Origin of the sequence: Modestobacter sp. SSW1-42 (genome assembly GCF_046635825.1) — a bacterium.
Classification (GTDB): Bacteria; Actinomycetota; Actinomycetes; order Mycobacteriales; family Geodermatophilaceae; genus Modestobacter.
Genome location: NZ_JBISCA010000001.1, coordinates 439,964 through 463,908, shown reverse-complemented (window position 1 = coordinate 463,908; position 23,945 = coordinate 439,964). Strand labels below are relative to the sequence as shown.

Below are 23,945 nucleotides of genomic sequence, written 5' to 3'. Positions count from 1 at the left end.
CGCGGTCAGCCGGCCTGGGCGGACACGGGCACACGATCCAGCGGCGTGGGCACGGGACGCCGGGCCAGGATCCCAGCCGACTGCCAGCACGTGCAGGCAACTCCCAACGGGGACACAGCGTCTCCTGGGGCACGGGCGGTCCACTCGTCCTGTGAACGACGAGACGACCCCGCTCCCCCCGGCCACCACCGACGCCCAGCCGACCCCCGCGGCCCTCCCCACCGCACTCACCACCCGGCGACGACGCGGTCTCCAGGCCGTCGCAGCCGGCGCGCTGGCGGCGACGGGCATCGCCACGGGTGTGGTGATCGGCGCCCACACCGGGAGCGCGAGCGCCGCGGTCGCCGCGCCGTCGGCGGGGACCGAGCCGGTGGTCACCTTCGGCCGCGGGCCCGGCGGCTACGGCGGCTACGCGACCCCGCCCGGCTACGGCGGCAGCAGCTCGACGGCCACCGCCGCCGGCACCGCGACCGCGGACCAGGTGGTCGGCGTCGTCGACATCGTGACCGAGCTCGGGTACTCCGGCGGCGAGGCGGCGGGCACCGGCATGGTGCTCACCGCAGACGGCGAGGTCCTGACCAACAACCACGTCGTCGAGGGCGCCACCGGCATCACGGTGACCGTGCTGTCGACCGGCGAGCAGTTCACCGCGACCGTCGTCGGCACCGCCCCCACCGCGGACGTCGCCGTCCTCCAGCTCTCCGACGCCTCCGGGCTGGACACCGTGCAGCTCGACAGCGACGGCGTCGAGCTCGGCGAGGCGGTGACCGCGGTCGGCAATGCCGGCGGCGACCCCACCTCGACCAGCGCCGCACCCGGCACCGTGACCGCCCTCGACCGGTCGATCACCGCGAGCAGCGAGTCGGGCACAGACCCCGAGCAGCTGACCGGGCTGATCGAGACGAACGCCGACGTCCAGGCCGGGGACTCCGGTGGCCCGCTGTTCGACGCCGACGGCGAGGTCGTCGGCATGGACACCGCGGCCTCCAGCGGTGGCGCCGTCCAGTCCTACGCCATCCCGATCGACACGGCGATGGACCTGGTCGGGCAGGTGCGGGACGGCGTGGACGACGCGACGGTGCACCAGGGTCTGCCGGCGTTCCTCGGCGTCTCGGTGGCCGACGGCACCGGCGGCGCGACGATCGCCGGGGTGGTCGCCGACGGCCCCGCCGACCAGGCCGGGATCGGCGCCGGCGACGTGGTCACCGCGGTCGGCGGGACGCCGGTGGGCAGCGCCGACGACCTGACCACGGCCCTGGCCGCACAGGACCCCGGCGACGAGGTCGGCGTGACCTGGACCGACGCCGCCGGGACGTCGCAGACCGCCGCCGTCACCCTGGTCGCCGGCCCCGCCGACTGACCGGCCCGCGGGTGTGCGCCGGTGGTCGTCTCCCGGACCGGGGAGCGACCACCGCGCACACCCGTGTGCTCAGCGGCGGCGCAGCGAGGCGTCGGTGAGCGAGGGCGGCTGGTAGCCGGCGTCGTCGGCGCGGATGTTCGTGCCGGGCGGGACGATCGCGTCGATCGCGTCCAGCACCTCCGCGGAGAGGACGACGTCGGCGGCAGGCAGCTGGCTGGTCAGCTGGTCCATGGTGCGCGGGCCGATGATCGCCGAGGTGACGCCCGGGTGGTTGACCACGAACGCGATCGCCAGCTCCACCAGCGACATCCCGTTGTCCTCGGCCAGGGTGGCGAGGGCGTCGGCGGCGTCGAGCTTGCGCTGGTTGACCGGGTCGGAGAGGTCGTAGCGGGCGCCCATCCGGGCCGACCGGCTGCTCTCCGGGGCGTCCTGGCCCTTGCGCCACTTCCCCGACAGCCAGCCGCCGGCCAGCGGGCTCCACGGGAGCACGCCCATGCCGTACTGCTGGCACACCGGCAGGACCTCGGCCTCGATGCCGCGCACGAGCAGCGAGTACGGCGGCTGCTCGGTGACGAAGCGGCCGGTGTGCCGCCGGTCGGCGGCCCACTGCGCCTGCACGATCTCCGACGCCGGGAACGTCGAGGAGCCGAAGTAGCGGATCTTGCCCGCCCGCTGCAGGTCGGTCAGCGCGTCGAGGGTCTCCTCGACGTCGGTGTCCGGCGAGGGGCGGTGGATCTGGTAGAGGTCGATCCAGTCGGTCTGCAGCCGGCGCAGGCTGGCCTCGACCTCGCGCACCAGCCAGCGGCGGCTGTTGCCCTGGTGGTTGGGGTCCTCGCCCATCGCGCCGTGCGCCTTGGTGGCCAGCACGACGTCGTCCCGCCGTCCGAGCAGCGCCTTGCCGATGATCTCCTCGGACTCGCCGCGGGCGTAGACGTCCGCGGTGTCGACGACGTTGATCCCGGCGTCCAGCGCGGTGTGGACGATCCGGACCGAGTCCTCGTGGTCGGGGTTGCCCCAGGCGCCGAACATCATCGCCCCGAAGCAGAGCGGGCTGACCTTGACGCCGGTGCGGCCGAGCGTGCGCATCTCCATGCGCGCCCCCTGCCCGCGGGCGCCCCCGCCGAACCGTGTCCGGCGGGGGCACGGGGTCAGCGCTTGTCGGGGTGGACCCAGCCGATGGCGGGCGCCACGTGCTCCGTCACGATCTCCAGCAGCCGGGCGTTGTAGTCGACGCCGAGCATGTTGGGGATCGTCAGCAGCAGGGTGTCGGCCTCGCGCACGGCCATGTCCTTGGACAGCTGCTCGGCCAGCTCGTCGGGCTCGCCGGCGTAGCTCTTGCCGAACCGCGACCGGACGCCGCCGAGGATGCCGACCTGGTCCTCGCTCCCCCGGTCGGCGCCGAAGTACGCGCGGTCCTCGTCGGTGGTGATCGGCATGACCGACCGGCTCACCGACACCCGCGGCTCACGCTCCCAGCCGGCCTCGGCCCAGGCGGCCCGGTACAGGGCGATCTGCTCGGCCTGCAGCTCGTCGAAGGGCACCCCGGTGTCCTCGGACAGCAGCGTGGAGCTCATCAGGTTCATGCCCTGCTGGGCGGTCCACACCGCGGTGGCGCGGGTGCCCGAGCCCCACCAGATGCGCTCGCGCAGGCCCGGCGACTGCGGCTGGACGGCGAGCCGCGCGCTCCCGCGGGTCATCCGCGGGTCGGCGTCGACCACCGTCGCGCCGCTGATCGCGGCGAGGAACAGCCCGGTCTTCTCGCGCGCGAGCTGGCCGTCGTCGGCGCCGGCCGGGGGCACGTAGCCGAACGCCTCGGAGCCGCGCAGCGCGGTCTCCGGTGACCCCCGGCTCACGCCGAGCTGCAGCCGCCCGGCGCTGATCAGGTCGGCCGCGGCCGCCTCCTCCGCCATGTACAGCGGGTTCTCGTAGCGCATGTCGATGACGCCGGTGCCGATCTCGATGCGCCGGGTGCGCGCGCCGATCGCGGTCAGCAGCGGGAACGGCGAGGACAGCTGGCGGGCGAAGTGGTGCACCCGTACGTAGGCGCCGTCGACGCCCAGCTCCTCGGCGGCCTCGGCCAGCTCGACCGTCTGCAGCAGCGCGTCAGCCCCGGTGCGCACCTGCGAACCCGGGATGGGCTGCCAGTGCCCGAAGTTGAGGAAGCCGATCCTCTTGTCCACTGCACTCACCTCTCGTCGTCTGCCCCGCTGAGCGTCCCGGACGCCCGCGGTGTTCCCGCGCCTCACCCGGCGGGATCACATCGGGGGGTCCGCGCGTTGGCCCCGACGTGTCGGGCGGCACACCCGCCGCCCGCGGACCCCAGGAGGACCCATGCGCGCCACCGTGGACGGCACCGTCATCGCCGAGGCGACCGAGGACGAGCTCGTGGAGATCGAGGGGAACTGGTACTTCCCGCCGTCGGCGGTCACCCCGGGCGCACTCACCGAGAGCGCGACGCCCTACACCTGCCCGTGGAAGGGCGCGGCGCAGTACTGGGACGTCGTCACCCCCGAGGGCACCCGCAAGGACGGCGCCTGGAGCTACCCCGACCTCAAGCCCTCCGCCGTCGAGCGCGTGGGCCGCGACTTCGCCGGCTACGTCGCCTTCTCCCCCGGCGTCACCGTCTCCTGACCTCCCGCGGCGGGCCGGCGGCGCACGTCGCCGGCCCGTCGCCGGTCACCGGTGGTGCACGACGAGAACCGCGTGACCCGAGGGACGACGTGTCACCGAACGTGACGGCACGAACACGTGATCACGGGCCAGGTTGCGCGGCTGGAGCGCCCTCATGGGCGACGCTGTCCAGGTGACCACCTCTGCTCCCGAGTCGCCGCGCGCCGTCGGGCCCGACGGCACGGCCGGGCAGCGGCTGCGCGCGGCCGACGTGCTGCTGGCCGACCGCGGCCAGCTCTTCCGGGCGCTGTTCCTCTCCGCGCCCGTCGCCCAGGCCGTCGTCGACGCCGGCGGCCGGCTGCTCGTCGTGAACCCCGCGCTGTGCGAGCTCACCGGCCGCACCTCCGGCGAGCTCGTCGGCCGGCACCTGGACGTGCTGACCCACCCCGACGACGTCCCGCTGACCGACCTCGCCGGCGAGCACCTGCCCGGCACCACCCTGCTGGACCCGCAGCTGGAGGTCGTCGGCGAGCGCCGGCTGCAGCGCGCCGACGGCGAGAGCATCTGGGTGGAGCAGAGCCGCGAGCTCATCCACCGCAGCACCGGCGAGCTGCACTTCGTCGTCCTCTCCCTGGTCGACGTGACCGACCGCCGCCGGGCCGAGGACGACCTGGTCCGCCGCACCTTCATCGACCCGCTGACCGGCCTGCCCAACCGTCGTGCGCTCACCGAGCGCCTGCAGCACGCGCTGGCGGTCTCCGGGCGCCGCGCCACCTCGGTCGGCCTGCTGCACCTGGACCTCGACCGGTTCACCGCGGTCAACGACTCCCTCGGCCACGAGGGCGGCGACCAGCTGCTGTGCCAGGTCGCCGACCGGCTGCGCTGGAGCACCCGGGTCGAGGACACCGCCGTCCGCTTCGGCGCCGACGAGTTCCTCGTGCTCGCCGAGGACGTCGAGGACGTCGAGGCGCTGCGCACCCTGGCCGACCGGCTGCTCGGCGTGCTCGACGAGCCCTTCCACGTCGCCGACCGCGAGGTCACCCTGTCGGCCAGCATCGGCATGACGCTGGGGTCGGACATCTCCCCCGAGGCGCTGCTCCGCCAGGCCCACAGCGCGCTCGCCCGGGCCAAGGCCAGCGGCGGCCGCGGCCGGATGGAGCTGCACGACGGCGCGGTCACCGAGGCCTACGTCGACCAGCTGCAGCTGGAGACCGACCTCCGCCACGCGCTGGAGGCCGGTGAGCTGCGGCTGTTCTACCAACCGATCGTCGCGCTCTCCGACGAGCACCTGCTGGGCTACGAGGCGCTCATCCGCTGGCAGCACCCCACCCGCGGGCTGCTGCCCCCGGGTGCGTTCCTGGCCGCGGCCGAGGACAACCGGCTGACCTCCCGGCTGGGCGCCTGGGTGCTGCACCAGGCCTGCTGGGACGCCGCCGGCTGGGACAGCGACCTGCGGGTGCACGTCAACATCTCCGCCCGGCACCTGGCCGAGCCGGGCTTCAGCGAGCTCGTCGCCGACGCCCTGGCCCAGTCGGGGCTCGCCCCGGAGCGGCTGGAGCTGGAGATCACCGAGTCGACGGCGCTGTTCGCCGCCGACGCCACGCTGCACGCCGTCGACACCGTGACCGAGACCGGCGTGACGCTGGCCCTGGACGACTTCGGGACCGGCTACTCCGCGATCACCGCGCTGCACCGGCTGCCGATCCACACGCTCAAGATCGACCGCTCGTTCGTCGCCGACGTCGTCGCCCAGCCGGCCACCGCCGCGCTGGTGCAGGGGCTGCTACAGCTGGGTGCGGGCATGGGCCTGCAGGTCATCGCCGAGGGCATCGAGGACGGCGAGCAGGCCCGGTGGCTGCGCGAGCACGGCTGCTCGATGGCCCAGGGGTACGCCTTCGGCCGCCCGGCGCCGCTGCCGGCCCGCGAGCACGAGGACCTCGACACCCCGCCGGACCTCAGCCGCCTGGACGGCCCGCCGTCCGGGCCGACGCCCGCCGGCCCCGGCTCGCTGGCCTTCGACACCCCGTTCGCGCTGCCGGCCGACGTCCTCAGCGACGTCGACGAGCTGGACGAGGTCGAGCTCGGCGAGCAGCGTCCCGACGACCGGGGCAGCGCCCGCTGGACGCCGGAGCCGGCGCAGGGCACCGCCGCCGTCCCCGAGCTCGACGCCTTCGCCCTGCCCGAGACCGGCGCGTTCCCCGCCCCCGAGGCCGCGCCGGCCGCCGAGGTCGACGAGCCCCCGGTCGCGGACGCCGACTTCGACCCGTCGGTGTTCCGGCCCTCCCGCGCGTTCCTGGAGCTGCGCGAGCTGCTGGCCGCCAACGGCGTCCAGGACCCGTTCGTGCCCGAGCCGCGGGAGGCCGCCGAGAGCGGCGACCTGCGCAGCCTGGGCGACCTGGGCGAGGACCCCGACCTGGCCGGGCTGCGGCCGTGGCTGGAGTCCTTCCAGCAGCGCCTCGGCCCCCGCACCGGCGACCTGCCGGAGGTCGGCCGGGCCTGACGTCCGGTCCCGGCGGGCCGGCTCAGCCCACGCGCTCCCCGGCGTGCACGGGCCGCAGCCCCGGCCGCTTCGGCGTCCGTCCGTCGCCCGAGGACCGGCCGCGCAGCCGCCGGCCGATCCACGGGACGACGAACCCGCGCACCCACGCGGCCTCCTGCGCCAGGACCTCGCGCGTGGGCAGCGGCGGCGCCGGGTCCAGCGGCGTCGACCAGTCGGTGTCGTCGCCGGCGACCGGCACGCCGAGGGCCGCGGCCGCTGCCAGGGCGGTGCGCCGGTGGCCCTCGGCGGTGAGGTGGATGCGGTCGCCCTGGTCCCACATGCGGGCGTCCTGCACCCACGCCGCACCCCACTGGTCGAGCACGACCGCGCCCTGCCGGGAGGCGATCGACCACAGGTGGGCGTTGAACACCGCGACCCGGCCGCGGGTGCGCCGGATGATCGGCGTCTGCCGTGGGTCGACGCCGGTGGCCAGCAGCACGTCGGTGCCCGCGTCCCGGAACCGCACGACCGCCTGCTCGAGGTCGGCGGCGAGACGGTCGGGGTCGGCGCCGGGGCGGAGCAGGTCGTTGCCGCCGGCGACCAGGCTCACCAGGTCCGGCTGCGCGGCCAGCGCCGCCGGCACCTGCTCGCCGAGCACCTGGGCCAGCAGCCGGCCGCGGATGGCCAGGTTCGCGTACTCGACCGTGCCCGACGGCGCCGCGGCCGCGAGGTGCCCGGCCAGCCGGTCGGCCCACCCGCGGAAGGCGTCGGGGGCGGTGGGGTCGGGGTCGCTGAGCCCCTCGGTGAAGGAGTCCCCCAGCGCGATGTAGCGCTGCCACGTCCGTCGGTCGCTGCCCGGCTGCACGCCCCTACTGCACCACGACCGGGACGGCGGCACCCGACGAGGGTCCGGTGAGCCCGTGCCGGGTCGGTGGCCGAACCCACAACGCCGCCGTCTCCTGCCCGACACATGCGACCGCCAGGATCTGCGGTCATGCACACCGACGTGGCCTGCACGCTCACCGTCTCCTCGCCCGCGCCGGCGACCGCCCTGCTGCAGGTCGCCGTGGCCGCGCCGCTCACCGAGCAGCTGACCGTGGTCGGGCGCGGTCAGCCGGTGCCGGTCGAGGAGATCGCCGTCCCCGGTGCCCGGGTGCACCGGCTGCAGCTGCCCGCCGGGGAGACGACGATCGCCTACACGGCGCAGGTCGAATCGGCGGGCAGCCCGCGGGAGGTGACGCCGGCGGAGTGGGCGGAGTTCGTCCGGCCCAGCCGCTACTGCCCCTCCGACGAGCTCGAGGGGTACGCCGGCACCGAGTTCGACCGGTCACTGCCGCGGGCCGCGCTGGTCGCCTCGGTCGCCGCCTGGGTGGCGCGCCGGCTGCTGTACGTCTCCGGGTCCAGCCGCTCGGTCGACACCGCGGTGGACACCCTGCTGCTGGGCCGGGGCGTGTGCCGCGACTACGCGCACCTGACCATCACGATGCTGCGCGCCTTGGAGGTCCCGGCCCGGCTGGTCGCCGTCTACGCCCCGGGGCTCTCGCCGATGGACTTCCACGCCGTGGTCGAGGCCGACGTCGACGGCGTCTGGCAGACCGTCGACGCCACCCGGCTGGCCCCGACGTCGGCGCTGGTGCGCATCTGCTCGGGCCGGGACGCCGCCGACACCGCGTTCCTGTCGCTGTTCGGCGGGCAGGCGGTGCTGGAGCGGATGACCGTCACCGCCACCGTGGACGGCGACCTGCCCGCCCCCGACGACGAGCCCTTCCCGCTGCCGTAGCGCGCCCGGTCCCCGCCGGACGTGGATCAGGTCCCCTGATCAGGATCTGTCCTACCGCAGCAACGTCGGTGCAGTAGGACAGTCTTCGATCAGGTGACCTGATCACCGTCCGAGGGGTCCGGGCGGCGGACGGACGGCGTGGTCGAGGAGGTGCTGCCCGGGGGCGTCACGCCTCCCGGCTGGCGGCGGCGCAGCTCGTCGGGCAGCAGCTCGGCCAGCTCCTCGGGCAGCAGCGGCAGGTCCAGCAGCGAGAGCTTCACCCGGCTGCGGTCGGCGGCCAGCCAGTCGTCGAGGCGCACCAGCAGCCCGGCGTCGGCGCGGGTGGACACGTGCAGCTCGTCGCCGGGGCCCAGACGGCCGACCACGAGCCCGTCGACCTCCACGGCCGGCCGCCCGGCGTTCTCCGGCAGCGCCAGGTGCAGCGGCTCGTGCGGCCCGAGCACCAGGGTGCGGTCGATGCCGTTCAGGGGCGCCGACGGGGTGACGAGCACGCCCTCGGCGCCCGGGGACATGACCGGCCCGCCCGCGGCGAAGTTGTAGGCCGTCGACCCCATCGGGGTGGCGATGATCAGCGCGTCGCTGCGGTAGTGCCCGTAGCGGCGGCCGGCCACCGACAGGGTCGCGTCGACCATCCCCTCCCCCGGCACGCGGGCGACCACGACGTCGTTGAAGGCCACCGTCTCCCAGCCCGGACCGCGCACCACCAGGCAGCTGCGCGACTCCAGGGTCGAGCGGCCCTCGGCCATCGCGGTGAGCGCGCCCTCGAGCTCACGGCCCTCGACCTCGGTGAGGAACCCGAGCCGGCCGAAGTTGACGCCCAGCACCGGGACCGGGTCGGCCACGACCAGGCGCATCGCGCCGAGCAGCGTGCCGTCGCCGCCCAGGGCGATGATGCCGTCGACGCTGGTCGCGAGCTCCTTCACACCGACCGGGGTCACCCCCTGCAGGTCGAGCCGGGCCACGTCCTCGGCGCTCGCGACCAGCTCCACGCCGTGCGTCGTCGTCCAGGCGGTCACCTGGTCGACGGCGCCGGCGCAGTCGCGGAACGGGTGCAGCACGAGCCCGATGCGGCTCCCACCGTGCACGGTCAGCCCCGGTAGGTCTCGAGCAGGCGCAGCCAGATCTCGCTGATCGTCGGGTAGGACGGGACGGCGTGCCACAGCCGGGCGATCGGCACCTCACCGACCACCGCGATCGTCGCCGAGTGCAGCAGCTCGGCCACGCCCGCGCCGACGAAGGTGACGCCGAGCAGCACCTCGCGCTCGGTGTCGACGACCGCGATCGCCGTCCCGGTGTAGCCGTCGGCGTGCACCGCGGCGCCGGCGACGCTGCCGATCGCGTACTCCACGACCCGGTGCGGCAGCCCGGCGTCCTCGGCCTGCGCCGCGGTCAGGCCGACCGCGGCCACCTGCGGGTCGGTGAACACCACGCTGGGGGTGGCCCGGCGGTCGGCGGTGGCCACGAACGGCGACCAGTCGGAGAGGTCGACCTGCTCGCCGCGGGCGCGGGCGACGATCGCCGCGCCGGCCTGGCGGGCCTGGTACTTGCCCATGTGGGTCAGCTGCGCACGCCCGTTGACGTCCCCGACGCCGTAGAGCCACGGCGTGCCGGGCACCTGCAGCGACTCGTCGACCTCCAGGTGGCCCGACGGCTCCAGGCCGACGGTCTCCAGCCCGACCTGGTCGGTGTTGGCGGCCCGGCCGACGGCCACGAGCACCTCGTCGCCGCGGAACTCGCCGTCGGAGCAGGTGAGCACGACCTCGCCGTCCTCGCGCCGGACGGCCTGCACCTCGGTGCCCAGGTGGACCTCGACGCCCAGGTCGCGCAGCGAGGCCTCGACCGCCTCGCCGGCGGCGGGCTCCAGGTGCGGCAGCAGCCGCTCGCCGTGCTGGAACAGCGTCACCGACGCGCCCAGCTGCTGCCACGCGGTGGCCATCTCGCAGCCCACGTACCCGCCGCCGATGACCAGCAGCCGGCCCGGCACGACCTTCGCGCTGGTCGCCTCCCGCGGGGTCCACGGGTCGACGTCGGCCAGCCCGTCGACCGGCGGGACGGCGGCGCGCGAGCCGGTGCACAGGGCCACGGCCTCCCGGGCGACCAGCACCTGCTCGGTGCCGTCGGGCGCGGTCACCACGACCCGCTTCTCGCCGTCCAGCCGCCCCTTGCCGCGCACCAGCGCGATGTTGCTGCTCTCGACCCAGTCGACCTGGCTGGCGTCGTCCCAGTTGCTGGTGAACGAGTCGCGCCGGGCCAGCGTCGCGGCGACGTCCTGCTCGCCGGTCACCGCGGCCGCCGCACCCGACACGGCGCGGGCCTCGGCCAGCACCTCGCTGCCGCGCAGCAGCGTCTTGCTGGGCATGCAGGCCCAGTACGAGCACTCCCCGCCGACCAGCTCGCTCTCCACGAGGACGGCGGTCAGCCCGCCCCGCACGACGATGTCGGCGACGTTCTCGCCCGTCGACCCCGCTCCGATGACGATGACGTCGTAGCTGTGCTCACCAGTGGTCACGACTGCATTGTGGTCGACTGACCCCCGTGCCTGTCGATGCTCGGGAGTACGCCGCCGCCCTGCGCCAGTACGCGGCCGGGGTGGTGCTGTTGACCGTGCGCGACGACATCGACGACGTCGGGACGACGGTGACGTCGCTGATGAGCGTGTCGGCCGACCCGCCGCTGGTGGCGATCGGGCTGGCCGCCGAGGGGTACCCGGCCGAGGTGCTGCAGGCGGTCGGGTCCTGCGCGGTGAACGTGCTGGCCTCCGCCGACGCGATCCTGGCCAGCCGGTTCTCCTCCGCGGGGCGGCCCAGCGCCCGGCACCTGCTGGAGTCGGTGCCGTGGCGGCGGGGCCCGGTCAGCGACGCGATCGTCCTCGACGGCGCGCTGGCCGCGCTCGACTGCACGGTGGCCTCGGTGGTCGAGGCCGGTGACCACGTCGTCGTGCTGCTGCAGGTCGAGGACGTGCCGGTGCTCGGGGACGGCGACCCGCTGCTGCGGCTGCGCGGCCGCTTCACCGACGGCGCCGGCCAGCCCCTCCGCCGTCCCTGAGGGCCCGGGCAGGGTGAGCCGCCCCGCGGTGGGGTGAGCCGCCGTCCACCGCGGCTCACCCCGCTCCTCGAGCGCGGCCAGGTAGTTGTCGATCTGCCGGATCGGGCACCGCGGCTCACCCCACCGCGAGACGGCCGCGCCGAGGGCGAGAGTGGCCACTTCCGCCCTCGGGAACGCGGGTGTCACCTGCCGGGTCTAGCGTCGTGCCTGCGATGACTGGTTCCCTCCCCGCCCCGTCCGCGTCCGCCCTCAACCGAGCGCTGGTCCGCGCCGAACGCGGCGTGACCCTCGACGCCACCGAGGCCGAGACCCTGATGCACGCCCGCGGCCTGGCCGACGGCGAGCCGCTCGACCGGCTGCTGACCACCGCCTCCCGGGTGCGCGACGCCGGCCTGGCGTCGGCCGGCCGCCCCGGGGTGGTCACCTACAGCCGCAAGGTGTTCATCCCGCTCACCCACCTGTGCCGCGACCGCTGCCACTACTGCACGTTCGTGACCACACCCGGGCAGCTGCGCGCCGAGGGCAAGGCCCCGTTCCTCTCCCCCGACGAGGTGCTCGACATCGCCCGGGCCGGCGTGGCGCTGGGCTGCAAGGAGGCGCTGTTCACCCTCGGCGACCGCCCCGAGGACCGCTGGCCGGTCGCCGCCGAGTGGCTGGAGGCGCACGGCTTCGACTCCACGCTGGGCTACCTGCGGGCGATGGCCGTCCGGGTGCTGGAGGAGACCGGGCTGCTGCCGCACCTCAACCCCGGCGTGCTGAGCTGGGAGGAGATCCAGCGGCTCAAGCCGGTCGCGGCGTCGATGGGCATGATGCTGGAGACGACGGCCACCCGGCTCTGGTCGGAGAAGGGCGGGCCGCACTTCGGCTCCCCCGACAAGGAGCCCGCCGTCCGGCTGCGGGTGCTCGAGGACGCCGGCCGCTCCGCCGTCCCGTTCACCACCGGGGTGCTGCTGGGCATCGGCGAGAACTACGCCGAGCGGGTCGACGCGCTGGCCGAGATCCGGGCGTCGGCGCGGCGGCACGGTCACGTGCAGGAGGTGATCGTGCAGAACTTCCGGGCCAAGCCGCGCACCGCGATGGCCGGTGCCGACGACCTCGCGCTGCAGGAGTACGTCGCCGCGGTGGCCGTCAGCCGGCTGGTGCTCGGCCCGGCCGCCCGGGTGCAGGCGCCCCCGAACCTCTCCGACTCCACCGAGCTCGGCCTGCTGCTGCGCGCCGGCGTCGACGACTGGGGCGGGGTCTCCCCGCTCACCCCCGACCACGTCAACCCCGAGCGCCCGTGGCCGAACATCGACAAGCTGGCCGAGCTGACCGCCGACGCCGGGTTCACCCTGCGCGAGCGGCTGGCCGCCCAGCCCGGCTACGTGCTGCAGCCCGAGCCGTGGCTGGACCCCCGCGTGCGCCCGCACGTGTCGGCGCTGGCCGGCCCCGACGGGCTCGCCGTCGAGGGGCGCGTCCCGGTCGGCCTGCCCTGGCAGGAGCCGGACGAGGCCTGGACGGCGTCGGGCCGGGTCGACCTGCACACCGAGATCGACACCGTCGGGCGCACCGGCGACCGGCGCAGCGACTTCGACGCGGTCTACGGCGACTGGGCCGAGCTGCGGTCGCGCACCCAGGGCGCCCGCGACGGCCACTCCACCGCGATCGCCGCCGGCGACCCCGCGGTGCACGCCGCGCTGCGGCACGCCGAGACCGACCCCGCGGGGCTGTCGGACGCCGAGTACCTGGCGCTGCTGGGCGCCGACGGCGCCGACCTCGACGCACTGGCCGCGCTGGCCGACGCCGTCCGCCGCGACGTCAACGGCGACTCGGTCACCTACGTGGTGAACCGGAACATCAACTTCACCAACGTCTGCTACACCGGCTGCCGGTTCTGCGCGTTCGCCCAGCGGCGCACCGACGCCGACGCCTTCACCCTGTCGATGCAGCAGGTCGGCGACCGGGTCGACGAGGCGTGGGCGGGCGGCGCGACCGAGATCTGCATGCAGGGCGGCATCCACCCCGACCTGCCCGGCACCGCGTACCTCGACCTCGCGCGGGAGGTGAAGTCCCGCCGTCCCGGCATCCACCTGCACGCGTTCTCGCCGATGGAGGTGGTCAACGGGTCGGCGCGCACCGGGCTGAGCTACCGCGACTTCCTCACCGCCGCCAAGGAGGCCGGCGTCGACTCCCTGCCCGGGACGGCGGCGGAGATCCTCGACGACGACGTCCGCTGGGTGCTGACCAAGGGCAAGCTGCCCGCGGCGGCCTGGCTGGAGATCGTCCGGACGGCGCACGAGGTGGGCCTGCCGACGACGTCGACGATGATGTACGGCCACGTCGACACCCCCGCCCACTGGGTCGCGCACCTGCGCACGCTGGCCGCCCTGCAGGACGAGACCGGTGGTTTCCGGGAGTTCGTGCTGCTGCCGTTCGTGCACCACAACTCCCCGATCTACCTGGCCGGCGTCGCCCGCCCGGGGCCCACCAACCGGGAGAACCGGGCCGTGCACGCGGTCGCCCGGCTGCTGCTGCACGGGCGGATCGACAACGTCCAGACCTCGTGGGTGAAGCTCGGCGACACCGGCACCCAGGCGATGCTCAACGGCGGCGCCAACGACCTGGGCGGCACGCTGATGGAGGAGACCATCAGCCGGATGGCGGGCTCGGGCAACGGGTCGCTCAAGACCATCGCCGAGCTGGAGGCCATGGCCGCCGGCATCGGCCGCCCGGCCCGCCAGCGCACCACGGAGTACGGGACGCCGTCCGCGGAGCGGATGGCCACCGCCCGCTCCGACGCCGGCCGGCAGGCGCTCACCCTCAAGCTCGTCTGAGCCGCCCACGGGCCGGCCGGTCCGGCAGGATGTCCTCCCGCCGGGCCTCGACCCGGCTCGGCGGGAGGAGCGGGCGTGCCACGGGTGACCAGCGCGGACGTCGCGCGGGAGAGCGGGGTCTCCCGCACCACGGTGAGCTACGTCCTCAACGACACGACCGGCACGGTGATCTCCGAGGAGACCCGGCAGCGGGTGCGCGCCGCCGCCGAGCGGCTCGGGTACGCCCCGTCGGTGGCCGCCCGCACCCTGCGCAGCGGACGCAGCGACCTCGTGCTCTGCGTCGTCCCCGACTGGCCGGTCGGCCCCGTGCTCGATGCCCTGCTGGACCACCTGACCCGCGAGCTCGCTGCCCGTGACCTGTCGGTGCTGGTCCACCACTCGCGCGGGGACCGGCCGCTGTCGGACCTGTGGCGGGCGGTGACCCCCCGGGCGGTCGTCGGTTTCACCGGCTTCTCCGACGAGGAGGAGGCGGGCATGCGCCGGGCCGGCGTCCCGGTCGTCGCCACCGTCCTGGACGAGGAGCAGCGGCGACCCGGGGCGTTCGCCGCCGGGCAGGCGCAGGTGGGGCGGCTGCAGGTCGAGCATCTGGCCGGTGCCGGACATCGGGTGCTGGGCTACACGACGACGACCGACCCGCGACTGGCCGGCTTCGCCGCACCCCGGCTGGCCGGTGTCCGCGAGGAGTGCCGGCGGCTGGGCCTGCCCGACCCGCGGGTGCAGCCCGTCGAGGTGTCCGTGGAGTCCGGCCGGACGGCGGTGCGCGCCTTCCGGGCCGGCGACGAGCCGGTCACCGCGGTGGCCGCCTACAACGACGAGGTCGCGCTCGCCGTCCTCGCCGGGGCCCGCGCCGAAGGGGTCCGGGTCCCCGGCGAGCTCGCCGTCATCGGCGTGGACGACGTCCCGGCCGCGGCGCTGGCCGCACCCCCGCTGACCACCGTCTCGCAGTCGGCGGAGCTGCAGGCCCGGTTCCTGGCGGCCTCGGTGATCGCCGCGCTGGACGGCGACCCCGCGCCCGCGCACCCCGCCGACGTCCTGCGGCTGGTGGTGCGCGACTCGGCCTGACCGGGACGGGCAGGGCGCCGTCCCGAGGTGATGTGCGCCGGCGGCGCACGGCTCGGCTCGAGAGTGGCCAGGGGTGCACGTCACCGCTGGCCCGATCGGGGCCGGACGTGCCGGTGGGCCGGAGCGCGTGCGCTCCGGCCCACCGGGTCCTGCGGTCCTGCGTCGGGTCAGCGCGCCGGGTGGTCGACGACGTACCGCGGCGTCCCGGCGGTGCTGCCGTCGGAGCGGCCGCCCACGTCGTTCACCACGTGCTCGATGACGCCGAGCCCGTCGAGGTGCACGGTCATCACGTGGTGCAGCTGCACGCCCGGGGTCGTCGGGACCTCGAAGCCCATCTGCGTGGTGATGCCGGGGCCGGCGTTGCGCTGGTAGCCGTAGACGCCACCGCCGTCCAGCCGGTGGGTCGTCACCCCCTCCCCGACCTTGTAGCCGGCCCAGCCGAGCGTGCCGTCCGGCTCCTGCCAGTCGGCCTGCGACGGCGGGTCGTACGGGATCTCGTTCTGGTACAGCACGACCCGGCCGCGCTCGCCGTTCCAGACGGTGTTGTGCTGCTGGAAGTGCTCGACGAACAGGCCGGTCGCGGTGACGTCGGCGCCGTTGACGACCACACCGGTGCGGCCGGTGTTGGTGCGCCAGCGGTCGGTGTCTCCGTTGACGCCGGCGGTGAAGCCCTCGACGCCGTGGTCGGCGCGCCACACCCAGGTGTGGTCGATCAGCACGTGGTCGCTGTTGACCACCAGTGCCGTGTCGGCCTTGCCCACGTGCGGGCCACCGACGCGGAAGAAGACGTCCGACAGGGTCGTCGGGTTGGTCGCCCCGCTCTTCCCCGGGCTGTTGTTGCCGTTCGTCTTCCCGACCTCCAGCAGCACCGGCGACTCCGTCGTGCCGGCGTCGATGGTGACGCCGGCGACGACGACCCCGGGGACGTCGGCGACGGTCATCGGCACCGCGCCGTCCACGGCGGTCAGCGTGGCCAGCCCGAGCCCCAGGACGACGGTGTCGGCGCGCTTGACGGCGATGGTCCTGGCGACGTCGTAGACGCCGGGGGTCAGCAGCAGGTGCTTGCCGCGGGCCAGCTGGTTGTTCATCTCCTGCACGCTGGTCGACGGCTTCGCGATGAAGAAGTCGGTCAGCGGGACGGTGCGGCCGGCGGTCGTGCCCTCGTCCCAGCTCACGCCGCGGGTGTTCGTCTGCGCCGCGGGGACGCGGACCTGCCAGGCGCCCTTCGCGTCGACGAACAGGTACGGCTTCTCCCGGCTGACCGGGGTGTTCTCCACCGTGGTGTACGGCGGGGTCGGGAACCCGGCCTCACCGGGCGCGCCCTCGACGCCGGAGAAGACCTGGTTCCACACGCCGTTGGACCAGCTCGTGATGGTGCTGTTGCGGGTCAGCCACTGCTGCTGCGAGCCGTTGACGACGTCACCGGCCAGCGTGTCGGCGATGAAGCCACCGCTGGCGTACTGCGGGCCGGCGGTGCAGTAGTCCATCAGCGACAGGGTGCCGCCGGTGACCTCGACCCGGCGCATCGGCGAGGCCTGGGAGACGGCGAAGAAGTTGGCCGACTGCCGGCAGCCGTCCTGGCCGGCGGCGTTGACGTTGAGGTGGAAGTTCGACACCGACCGCCAGAAGTTGTCCAGCGCGATGCAGTTGGGCGTGCCGTCGGCGTTCGGGCGGCAGCGGTTGTAGACCTCGACCTTGCCGTTGATCGTGACGTCGCGCGGGGAGGCACCCAGGCCGGCGATCTCGGTGTAGTAGCCGACCTTGAGCTGCAGCGGCTGCGTCGCCGTGCCGTAGGTGCCGGGCTTGAACAGCAGCGCGTACCGCTGCGTGCCCATCTCGTTGGCCACCTGCTCGGCGTAGATCGCATCGGCCTTCGCCTGGATCTGCGCGACCGGCGTGCTGGGGTCGAAGACGGTGACGTTCACGCCCAGGTCGGGCTGGGTGGCGTCCACCTGCTGCGGCGGAGCGGCCGTCGCAGCACCCATGGCCGTCGGGGTGACGGACAGGGCGAGGGTCAGGGCCAGCAGGCCCGGGAGGCGGCGGAGACGGCGGCGCCGGGGCACCAGGGTCTCCGTGGGGGTGGCGGGGGCGTCCATGCGCGTCCTCTTCGTCGAGTGCGGCAGCAACAGAGGTGACTCGTGTCACCCCGCGCCCAGGCTAAGCGGCCGCACAGGCTTGTCAAGGCGCGCCGGCCGACCCGCCGGTCGGCCGGGCGCCGCGCGGCTCAGGCGGTCCAGCGGGGCGCGGTCCGCCCGGACACCGCCCCGGCGGCGGTGCGCCGCCAGGCCTCACGCAGCACCCCGACGAGCTCGCCGGCGCCCTCTGCGGGCACCGACAGCGGCAGCCGCAGCCAGCGGTCGGCGGTGCCGTCGACGGTGAACCGCGGCCCCGGCGTGACGCGCAACCCCAGGTCGAGGGCGTGCCCGGCCAGCCGGGTGGAGCTGCCGCCGGGCAGTTGCACCCACAGCATCGCCCCCGCCTGCGGCCGGGTGGCGCGCCAGTCGGGCAGCTGGTCGGCCAGCGCGGCCAGCAGGGCGTCGCGGGCCGCGGTCAGCCAGGCGACCCGGTCGGCCAGCACCTCGTCGGCGACGGCGAGCAGCCGGACGGCGACCAGCTGCTCGAGCACCGGGCTGCTCAGGTCGACGGTCCCCCGCGTCTGCGCCAGCCGGGCCAGCAGCGGCGGGTCGGCGCGCACCCAGCCCACCCGCAGCCCCGACCAGAAGGCCTTGCTCATCGAGCCGAGGGTGACCACCCGCCGGTCGAGCACCGCCAGCGGCGTCGGCGGTGCGCCGTCGAGCACCAGGTCGGTGAACGTCTCGTCCGCGGCGACGACGGGGGCGTCGACCGCCGCGAGCAGCGCGCGCCGCTGCCGGTCGTCGGCGAGCAGCCCGGTCGGGTTCTGCCCGTCGGGGGTGAGCAGCGCGACGTCGGCCGCTCCGGCGGGCAGCTCCCAGCCCTCCGCGGTGACCGGCAGCGGCACCGGGCGCAGGTGGGCCGCCACCACCGCGTCCAGCGCGGACGGGTAGGTGGGCTGCTCGACCAGCGCCCGCTGACCCGGGCGGGTGACGGTGCGCAGCAGCAGGTCCCAGCCGGCCAGCGCGCCGTTGGTCACCATCACCTGCTCCGGCACCGTCGGCAGCCCCCGGCGGGTCAGGTGCGCGGCGACGCCGGTGCGCAGCGCCGGCAGCCCGTAGGGGTGCAGCCCGTGCCCGGACAGCAGCGGCCGCAGGTCCGTGGCCGCCTGTGCCACCGCGTCGAGGAGCTGGGCCGGGGCGGGCGTCGCGGCGACGGTCAGGTCCCGGACGACGGCCGGCTCCCCCGGGTCGGCGTCCGGCCGCTCCGGCGCGGACGCCGGCAGGGTGACCCGGCTGCCCGCCCCGCCGGCACTGACCAGGTAGCCCTCGGTGCGCAGCACGTCGTAGGCGGCGGTGACCGTCGTCCGGCTCAGCCGGAGGGCTGCGGCCAGGGTGCGCTCGCTGGGCACCCGGGTGCCCAGGGCGAGCCGGCCGTCGAGCGCCAGGCCGCGGATCCCGGCGGCGACGGCGGTGTAGGCCGGCCCCGCGCCCAGCCAGGGGCCGAGGAGCTCGGCGAGTCGGTCGGTGCCCACCGGGCCATCGAAGCGGACTTGGCCCTTCTCCGACAAGGCCAAGGCGGGAGAGGCTGCGGCCATGCACCTGGTCGACCCGATGCCGCCGGACCGCCGCCCCACCCGCCTGGCGCTCCTGCTCGCCGGGCTGGTGCTCTACGGGTCCAGCTGCGGGCTGATGCTCGAGGCCGGGCTCGGGCAGATGCCCTGGGCCGTGCTGCACCAGGGCCTGTCACGCACCTTCGGCCTGTCGATCGGCACGTGGACCATCGCCGTGGGCGTGCTCGTCCTGCTCGCCTGGGTGCCGCTGCACCAGCGGCCCGGCGTCGGGACGCTGGCCAACGTGCTGGTGCTGGGCCTCGCGCTGGACGCCACGCTCGCCCTGGTGCCGGCGCCGACCACCCTCGGGCTGCGCATCCCGCTACTGCTGGTGGGCATCGTGCTCAACGGGGTCGCGACCGGCGCGTACATCGGCGCGGGGCTGGGGGCCGGGCCGCGCGACGGGCTGAGCACCGGCCTGGCCGCCCGCGGCCTGTCGCCGCGGGTCGTGCGCACCTCGATCGAGCTGGGCGTGCTCGGGGTCGGCTGGCTCCTGGGCGGCAACGTGGGCGTGGGCACCGTGCTCTACGCGGCCACGATCGGCGCGCTCACCCACGCGACCATCCCGGCCCTGCGGCTGCGGGACCGGGCGCCGGCGGGCACCTGACCCCGGCGGTCGACCGGTGCGTCCGGCCACCGGTCGGGCTCCACGACGGTCGGACCCGGCGGCTAGCGTTCCCGGCGTGAGTGAGCCCGTGCGTCCGCCGTCCCAGCTCGACCTCCTCGCCGACCACGTCGTCGCCGAGTACGCCGCCTCGATCCCGGAGGTGGCCACCTACATCGGCGTCCCCGGACACGACGACCGGTGGTCCGACCTCACGCCCGAGGGGCACGGCGCCCACGCCCAGCTGCTGCGCACCGCGATCGGCATGGCCGGGCGGGTCCGGCCCGCCGACCACCGCGAGGAGGTCGCCCGCGCGGCGATGACCGAGCGGCTCGGCGCCGAGCTGGCCCGCTACGAGGCCGGCTGGGCGCAGGCCGCGCTCAACACCGTGGACAGCCCGCTGTCGGAGTTCCGCATCACCCTCGGCCTGATGCCCACCGTGACCGAGCAGGACTGGGCGATGATCGCCCGCCGGCTGGCCGCACTCCCCCGCGCGCTCGACGGCTACCTGGCCGGCCTGACCTCGGCGGCCTCGCACGGGCGCGCCCCCGCCGCCCGGCAGGTGCGGATCGCCGCCGCCACGGCCCGCCGGTGGGCCGGCACGGCCGAGCGTCCCGGCTACTTCGCCGAGCTGGCCGCCTCGGCGCCGTCCGGGCCGGCCGGCCTGACCCGCGACCTCGCCCGCGCGGGCGGGGCGAGCTCCGCCGCCCTGCTCGACTTCGCCGACCGCCTCGAGGCCGGGCTGCTGCCGCTGGCGCCCGAGCGCGACGCCGTGGGCCGCGAGCGCTACGCCGTCGAGTCCCGCTTCCACGCCGGTGTCGACCTCGACCTCGAGGAGACCTACGCCTGGGGCTGGCAGGAGCTGGCCCGGATCGTGGCGGAGAAGGAGGCGGTCGCCGAGCAGATCGCCCCCGGGCAGGGCGTGGCCGGTGCGGTCGCCGTCCTGGACGCCGACCCGGCGCGCCAGGTGCACGGTCGCGAGGCGCTGCAGGCCTGGCTGCAGGAGACCGCCGACCGGGCCGTCGCGGCCCTCGACGGCGTCCACTTCGACATCCCGGCCCCGGTACGGCGGATCGAGGGGCTGCTCACCCCGACCTCCGGCGAGGGCGTCTACTACACCGGCCCGACCGAGGACTTCAGCCGCCCGGGCCGGATGTGGTGGTCACTGCCCGAGGGCGTGACCTCGATGACCACCTGGCGCGAGACCACCACCGTCTTCCACGAGGGCGCCCCCGGCCACCACCTGCAGATCGGCCAGGCGGTGCACAACGCCGCGCTGCTCAACCGGTGGCAGCGGCTGCTCGCGAGCTGCTCCGGGCACGCCGAGGGCTGGGCGCTGTACTCCGAGCGGCTGATGGCCGAGCTCGGCTTCCTCGACGACCCGGGCGACCGGCTGGGCATGCTCGACGCGCAGGAGCTGCGCGCGGCCCGGGTCGTCCTCGACATCGGCCTGCACCTGGACCTGCCCATCCCGCCCGGGCAGGCCACCGGCGAGCGCTGGACCTACGACGTCGCCCTGGCGTTCCTGCGCGCGCACGTCGACATGGAGGACGCGATGCGGGTCGACGAGCTGCACCGCTACCTGGGCTGGCCCGGCCAGGCGCCGGTCTACAAGGTCGGCGAGCGGGTGTTCCTCGCCTGCCGCGAGGAGGCCCGCCGGCGCGCGGGGGCCGACTTCGACCTCAAGGACTGGCACCGCCGCGTCCTCGACCTCGGCCCGTTGGGCCTGGGGCCGCTGGCCGTGGAGCTCGCCCGCTCCTGACTCGGCCGTCACACCGGCCCCGGGGGCTGCCGATGACCTCCCGGGCACCGGACCGGGCCGCGCGGACGACGCGCGGCACCGCGTCGACCGCGCTGGTCGGACCACCCCGCGATCGTCCAGAGCCGGGTCCGTGGGCCGTTCTCGATCTGGACGAACTCGGCGGGCCCCGTGGGCAGAACCTGACCCCCGGTGCGGCGTGTCGGGAGCCTTCCCGCGTGCGGCAGTGGCACCTGTGCTCCGTGGTGCCCATGTGACTCGGCGTAACACGGACGACATTTGACCCCCCGGAACAGCACCCGTGTAATTCATCCCGTGCTCACAGCAAGTGAGCACACGGCAACCGTGACGAACGGACGCCGGACCGAGACGCAGGGGGACGAATCGCGATGGCCGACGTGACGTGGATGAGCGAGTACCGCACCGCAGCCGCCGAGGTGGCGCCGGTGGCCTACCAGCAGGACGTGCTCGGCATGGCCGACGTCTACGACGCCGGCTTCGGCACGCTGGACGCCGAGGACGGCGGCTGGCAGGAGCGCGCGCTGTGCGCCGAGACCGACCCCGAGGCCTTCTTCCCGGAGAAGGGCGGCTCGACCCGCGAGGCGAAGAAGATCTGCACCGGCTGCGAGGTCCGCAACGACTGCCTCGAGTACGCGCTGGCCAACGACGAGCGCTTCGGCATCTGGGGCGGCCTGTCCGAGCGCGAGCGTCGTCGCCTGCGTCGCCGCGCGGTCTGAAGCAGGGACTCCTTCACCCGCACCCTCGCAAGCTCGGGGGGCCCCTGCGAAGGGGCCGACGATCAGGGTGGGGAACTGCTGGGTAGAGGGCGCGCGTGAGAGCCATCACCTACACCCAGCCCGGCGGCACCGACGTCCTGCAGCTCGTCGACCGCGAGACCCCCGAACCCGGGCCCGGGGAGGTCCTGGTCCGGCTGGCCTTCTCGGGGGTGAACCCCACCGACTGGAAGTCCCGCAGCGGTACCCAGCCCGGCCCCGGTGGCCAGGTGCCCGACCAGGACGGCGCCGGCACCGTCGAGGCCGTCGGCCAGGGCGTCGACCCGGTCCTCGTCGGCGAGCGCGTCTGGATCTGGGAGGCCGCCTGGCAGCGCCCCCACGGGACGGCCGCGGAGTACACCGTCGTCCCGGCGCGGCAGACCGTGCTGCTCGGCCCCACCCCCTCCCTCGAGCTCGGCGCAGCCCTGGGGATCCCCTTCCTCACCGCGCACCGCTGCCTCACCGTCGCCGAGTCGCTGCCCGACCGGCTGTCCCCCGGCTCGCTGGACGGCCGCACCGTGCTCGTGCAGGGCGGTGCCGGCGCCGTCGGCAACGCCGCCATCCAGCTCGCCCGCTGGGCCGACGCCACCGTCATCGCCACGGTCAGCTCGCCGCGCAAGGCCCAGCTGGCCGCTGCCGCGGGCGCGAGCCACGTCATCGACTACCGGCAGCAGGACGTCGTCGCGGAGGTCCGGAAGATCGCGCCGGACGGCGTGGACGCGATCGTCGAGGTCGCCCCGGGACCCAACGCCGCGATCGACGCGCAGGTCATCGCCCGGCACGGGTCGATCGCCGTCTACGCCAACGACGGCGGCGACGAGGTCACCATCCCGATCCGCTCCCAGATGGGGCCCAACGCCCGCTGGCAGTTCGTGCTCGTCTACACCGAGCCGGCCCGGGCCAAGGAGATCGCCGTCGAGGACGTCAACGCCGCGGTGCTCGACGGCGCCGTCCGGGTGGGTGAGGACGCCGGGCTGCCGCTGCACGTCTTCCCGCTGGCCGAGACCGCCGCGGCCCACCAGGCCGTCGAGGACGGCGTCACCGGCAAGGTGCTCATCGACGTCACCGCCTGAGGGCGCGGAGTGGATCCGTCGAGGTCCCGTCGACGGATCCACTCCGCCCCGGGCTAGCGGCTGCTCTTGGCCAGCACGGCGTCGGCCTTGCCGACCTTCACCAGACGGCGCTTCTTGACCGTGTAGCCCGGCGGCAGCGTGCCCTCGGCCAGCGCGCGCAGGGGGCAGCGCCCGCACCTCGGCTTGTCCTCGCAGCACTTGCTCTTGGGCATCCGCGCCGACTTCGCCACGTGGTGAGGTTAGCCTGACCTTGCTGACCGGTCCACCGGTGGGGTGCGACGCCCGCTACCGTCGACCAGACCCCGTCCCCGCACCGACCAGGAGTCCCCGATGGCCGCCGATCCCTTCATCGACCTGCTCAACGCCCAGATCGGTCACGAGTTCGCCGCCCACCAGCAGTACGTGGCGATCGCCATCTACTTCGACGACCTGACGATGCCGCAGACCGCGCAGCTGTTCTTCGACCAGGCCGCCGAGGAGCGCAACCACGCGATGATGATGGTGCGCTACCTGCTCGACGCCGACGCCCGCGTGCAGATCCCCGGGATCGCCGCCCCGATCAACGAGTTCCCCGACGTGGTCGCCCCGGTCGCGCTCGCGCTGGAGCAGGAGAAGCGGGTCACCGAGCAGATCAACCAGCTCACCGCGCTCGCCCGCCAGCACAACGACTTCGCCTCGGACCAGTTCATGCAGTGGTTCATCAAGGAGCAGGTCGAGGAGGTCAGCAAGATGAGCGACCTGCTGGCCATCGTCCGCCGGTCCACCCACGACCTGGAGACGATCGAGGACTACGTGCTGCGCGAGGTCAAGGCCGAGGCCACCGACCCGACGGCTCCCTCGATCGCCGGCGCCGCCCGCTGACCCCGGCTCCCGCCCGGTGCTCCGACCGGGCGGGAGGCCCC

General features: G+C 75.0%; 20 protein-coding genes. 12 read left to right on the top strand and 8 right to left on the bottom strand.

Going from position 1 to position 23,945, the window contains the following annotated elements:
* The first annotated feature begins 151 nt into the window (after positions 1-151).
* Positions 152-1,360 carry a S1C family serine protease gene (locus tag ACGBYP_RS02325; RefSeq protein WP_411581654.1) on the top strand — a complete coding sequence of 403 codons (1,209 nt, stop codon included), beginning with the start codon at positions 152-154 and terminating at the stop codon, positions 1,358-1,360.
* Between the two features lie 69 nt (positions 1,361-1,429).
* Here ACGBYP_RS02325 and ACGBYP_RS02320 read toward each other — a convergent pair whose 3' ends face one another.
* Positions 1,430-2,452, bottom strand: coding sequence for an aldo/keto reductase (locus tag ACGBYP_RS02320; RefSeq protein WP_411581653.1), 1,023 nt, complete (start codon positions 2,450-2,452; stop codon positions 1,430-1,432).
* Between the two features lie 56 nt (positions 2,453-2,508).
* Positions 2,509-3,540, bottom strand: a complete 1,032-nt coding sequence (locus ACGBYP_RS02315; protein WP_411581652.1) for an LLM class flavin-dependent oxidoreductase — start codon at positions 3,538-3,540, stop codon at positions 2,509-2,511.
* A gap of 151 nt (positions 3,541-3,691) precedes the next feature.
* Between ACGBYP_RS02315 and ACGBYP_RS02310 the strand changes: the two genes are divergently transcribed.
* Positions 3,692-3,991, top strand: a complete 300-nt coding sequence (locus ACGBYP_RS02310) for a DUF427 domain-containing protein (RefSeq protein ID WP_411581651.1) — start codon at positions 3,692-3,694, stop codon at positions 3,989-3,991.
* Positions 3,992-4,163: 172 nt separating this feature from the next.
* Positions 4,164-6,470, top strand: coding sequence for a putative bifunctional diguanylate cyclase/phosphodiesterase (locus ACGBYP_RS02305; protein WP_411581650.1), 2,307 nt, complete (start codon positions 4,164-4,166; stop codon positions 6,468-6,470).
* A 22-nt stretch (positions 6,471-6,492) separates the two neighbouring features.
* On the opposite strand, the gene ACGBYP_RS02300 is transcribed toward ACGBYP_RS02305, so the two are convergent.
* Positions 6,493-7,314 (bottom strand): SGNH/GDSL hydrolase family protein, encoded by an 822-nt coding sequence (locus ACGBYP_RS02300; RefSeq protein ID WP_411581649.1) that lies wholly within the window; start codon positions 7,312-7,314, stop codon positions 6,493-6,495.
* A gap of 129 nt (positions 7,315-7,443) precedes the next feature.
* Here ACGBYP_RS02300 and ACGBYP_RS02295 point away from each other — a divergent pair, with 129 nt between their 5' ends.
* Complete coding sequence (locus tag ACGBYP_RS02295) at positions 7,444-8,229, top strand: transglutaminase-like domain-containing protein (protein WP_411581648.1); 786 nt, start codon at positions 7,444-7,446, stop codon at positions 8,227-8,229.
* Positions 8,230-8,318: 89 nt separating this feature from the next.
* Here the strand turns inward: ACGBYP_RS02295 and ACGBYP_RS02290 are convergent, their stop codons facing one another.
* Entirely contained in the window at positions 8,319-9,287 is a 969-nt protein-coding gene (locus ACGBYP_RS02290; protein WP_411581647.1) for an NAD(+)/NADH kinase, read from the bottom strand.
* Positions 9,288-9,316: 29 nt separating this feature from the next.
* On the bottom strand, positions 9,317-10,738 hold the full coding sequence (locus ACGBYP_RS02285) for a dihydrolipoyl dehydrogenase family protein (protein ID WP_411581646.1): 1,422 nt from the start codon (positions 10,736-10,738) through the stop codon (positions 9,317-9,319).
* Between the two features lie 26 nt (positions 10,739-10,764).
* Between ACGBYP_RS02285 and ACGBYP_RS02280 the strand changes: the two genes are divergently transcribed.
* The 3 genes from ACGBYP_RS02280 (at position 10,765) to ACGBYP_RS02270 (ending at position 15,149) form a co-directional block, all read left to right on the top strand.
* On the top strand, positions 10,765-11,274 hold the full coding sequence (locus ACGBYP_RS02280; RefSeq protein ID WP_411581645.1) for a flavin reductase family protein: 510 nt from the start codon (positions 10,765-10,767) through the stop codon (positions 11,272-11,274).
* A gap of 212 nt (positions 11,275-11,486) precedes the next feature.
* Positions 11,487-14,087 (top strand): bifunctional FO biosynthesis protein CofGH, encoded by a 2,601-nt coding sequence (locus ACGBYP_RS02275; RefSeq protein ID WP_411581644.1) that lies wholly within the window; start codon positions 11,487-11,489, stop codon positions 14,085-14,087.
* A gap of 75 nt (positions 14,088-14,162) precedes the next feature.
* Positions 14,163-15,149, top strand: a complete 987-nt coding sequence (locus ACGBYP_RS02270; RefSeq protein WP_411581643.1) for a LacI family DNA-binding transcriptional regulator — start codon at positions 14,163-14,165, stop codon at positions 15,147-15,149.
* Positions 15,150-15,316: 167 nt separating this feature from the next.
* On the opposite strand, the gene ACGBYP_RS02265 is transcribed toward ACGBYP_RS02270, so the two are convergent.
* Complete coding sequence (locus ACGBYP_RS02265) at positions 15,317-17,245, bottom strand: hypothetical protein (protein ID WP_411581642.1); 1,929 nt, start codon at positions 17,243-17,245, stop codon at positions 15,317-15,319.
* 128 nt (positions 17,246-17,373) lie between these two features.
* Entirely contained in the window at positions 17,374-18,756 is a 1,383-nt protein-coding gene (locus ACGBYP_RS02260; RefSeq protein ID WP_411581641.1) for a PLP-dependent aminotransferase family protein, read from the bottom strand.
* Between the two features lie 61 nt (positions 18,757-18,817).
* On the opposite strand from ACGBYP_RS02260, the gene ACGBYP_RS02255 reads away from it, so the two are divergent.
* The 4 genes from ACGBYP_RS02255 to ACGBYP_RS02240 all read left to right on the top strand — a co-directional run bounded on the left by ACGBYP_RS02255 (position 18,818) and on the right by ACGBYP_RS02240 (position 23,043).
* Positions 18,818-19,441, top strand: coding sequence for a YczE/YyaS/YitT family protein (locus tag ACGBYP_RS02255; RefSeq protein ID WP_411581640.1), 624 nt, complete (start codon positions 18,818-18,820; stop codon positions 19,439-19,441).
* Between the two features lie 76 nt (positions 19,442-19,517).
* Positions 19,518-21,200: a DUF885 domain-containing protein gene (locus ACGBYP_RS02250; RefSeq protein WP_411581639.1), complete on the top strand. Its 1,683-nt coding sequence runs from the start codon at positions 19,518-19,520 to the stop codon at positions 21,198-21,200.
* 470 nt (positions 21,201-21,670) lie between these two features.
* On the top strand, positions 21,671-21,934 hold the full coding sequence (locus tag ACGBYP_RS02245) for a WhiB family transcriptional regulator (RefSeq protein WP_411582220.1): 264 nt from the start codon (positions 21,671-21,673) through the stop codon (positions 21,932-21,934).
* Positions 21,935-22,029: 95 nt separating this feature from the next.
* On the top strand, positions 22,030-23,043 hold the full coding sequence (locus tag ACGBYP_RS02240) for an NADPH:quinone reductase (RefSeq protein ID WP_411581638.1): 1,014 nt from the start codon (positions 22,030-22,032) through the stop codon (positions 23,041-23,043).
* Positions 23,044-23,096: 53 nt separating this feature from the next.
* Here ACGBYP_RS02240 and ACGBYP_RS02235 read toward each other — a convergent pair whose 3' ends face one another.
* Positions 23,097-23,273 (bottom strand): hypothetical protein, encoded by a 177-nt coding sequence (locus ACGBYP_RS02235; protein WP_411581637.1) that lies wholly within the window; start codon positions 23,271-23,273, stop codon positions 23,097-23,099.
* A 100-nt stretch (positions 23,274-23,373) separates the two neighbouring features.
* On the opposite strand from ACGBYP_RS02235, the gene ACGBYP_RS02230 reads away from it, so the two are divergent.
* A complete protein-coding gene (locus ACGBYP_RS02230) occupies positions 23,374-23,904 on the top strand; it encodes a ferritin (protein ID WP_411581636.1) in 531 nt (176 codons plus the stop codon).
* Positions 23,905-23,945 lie beyond the last annotated feature (41 nt).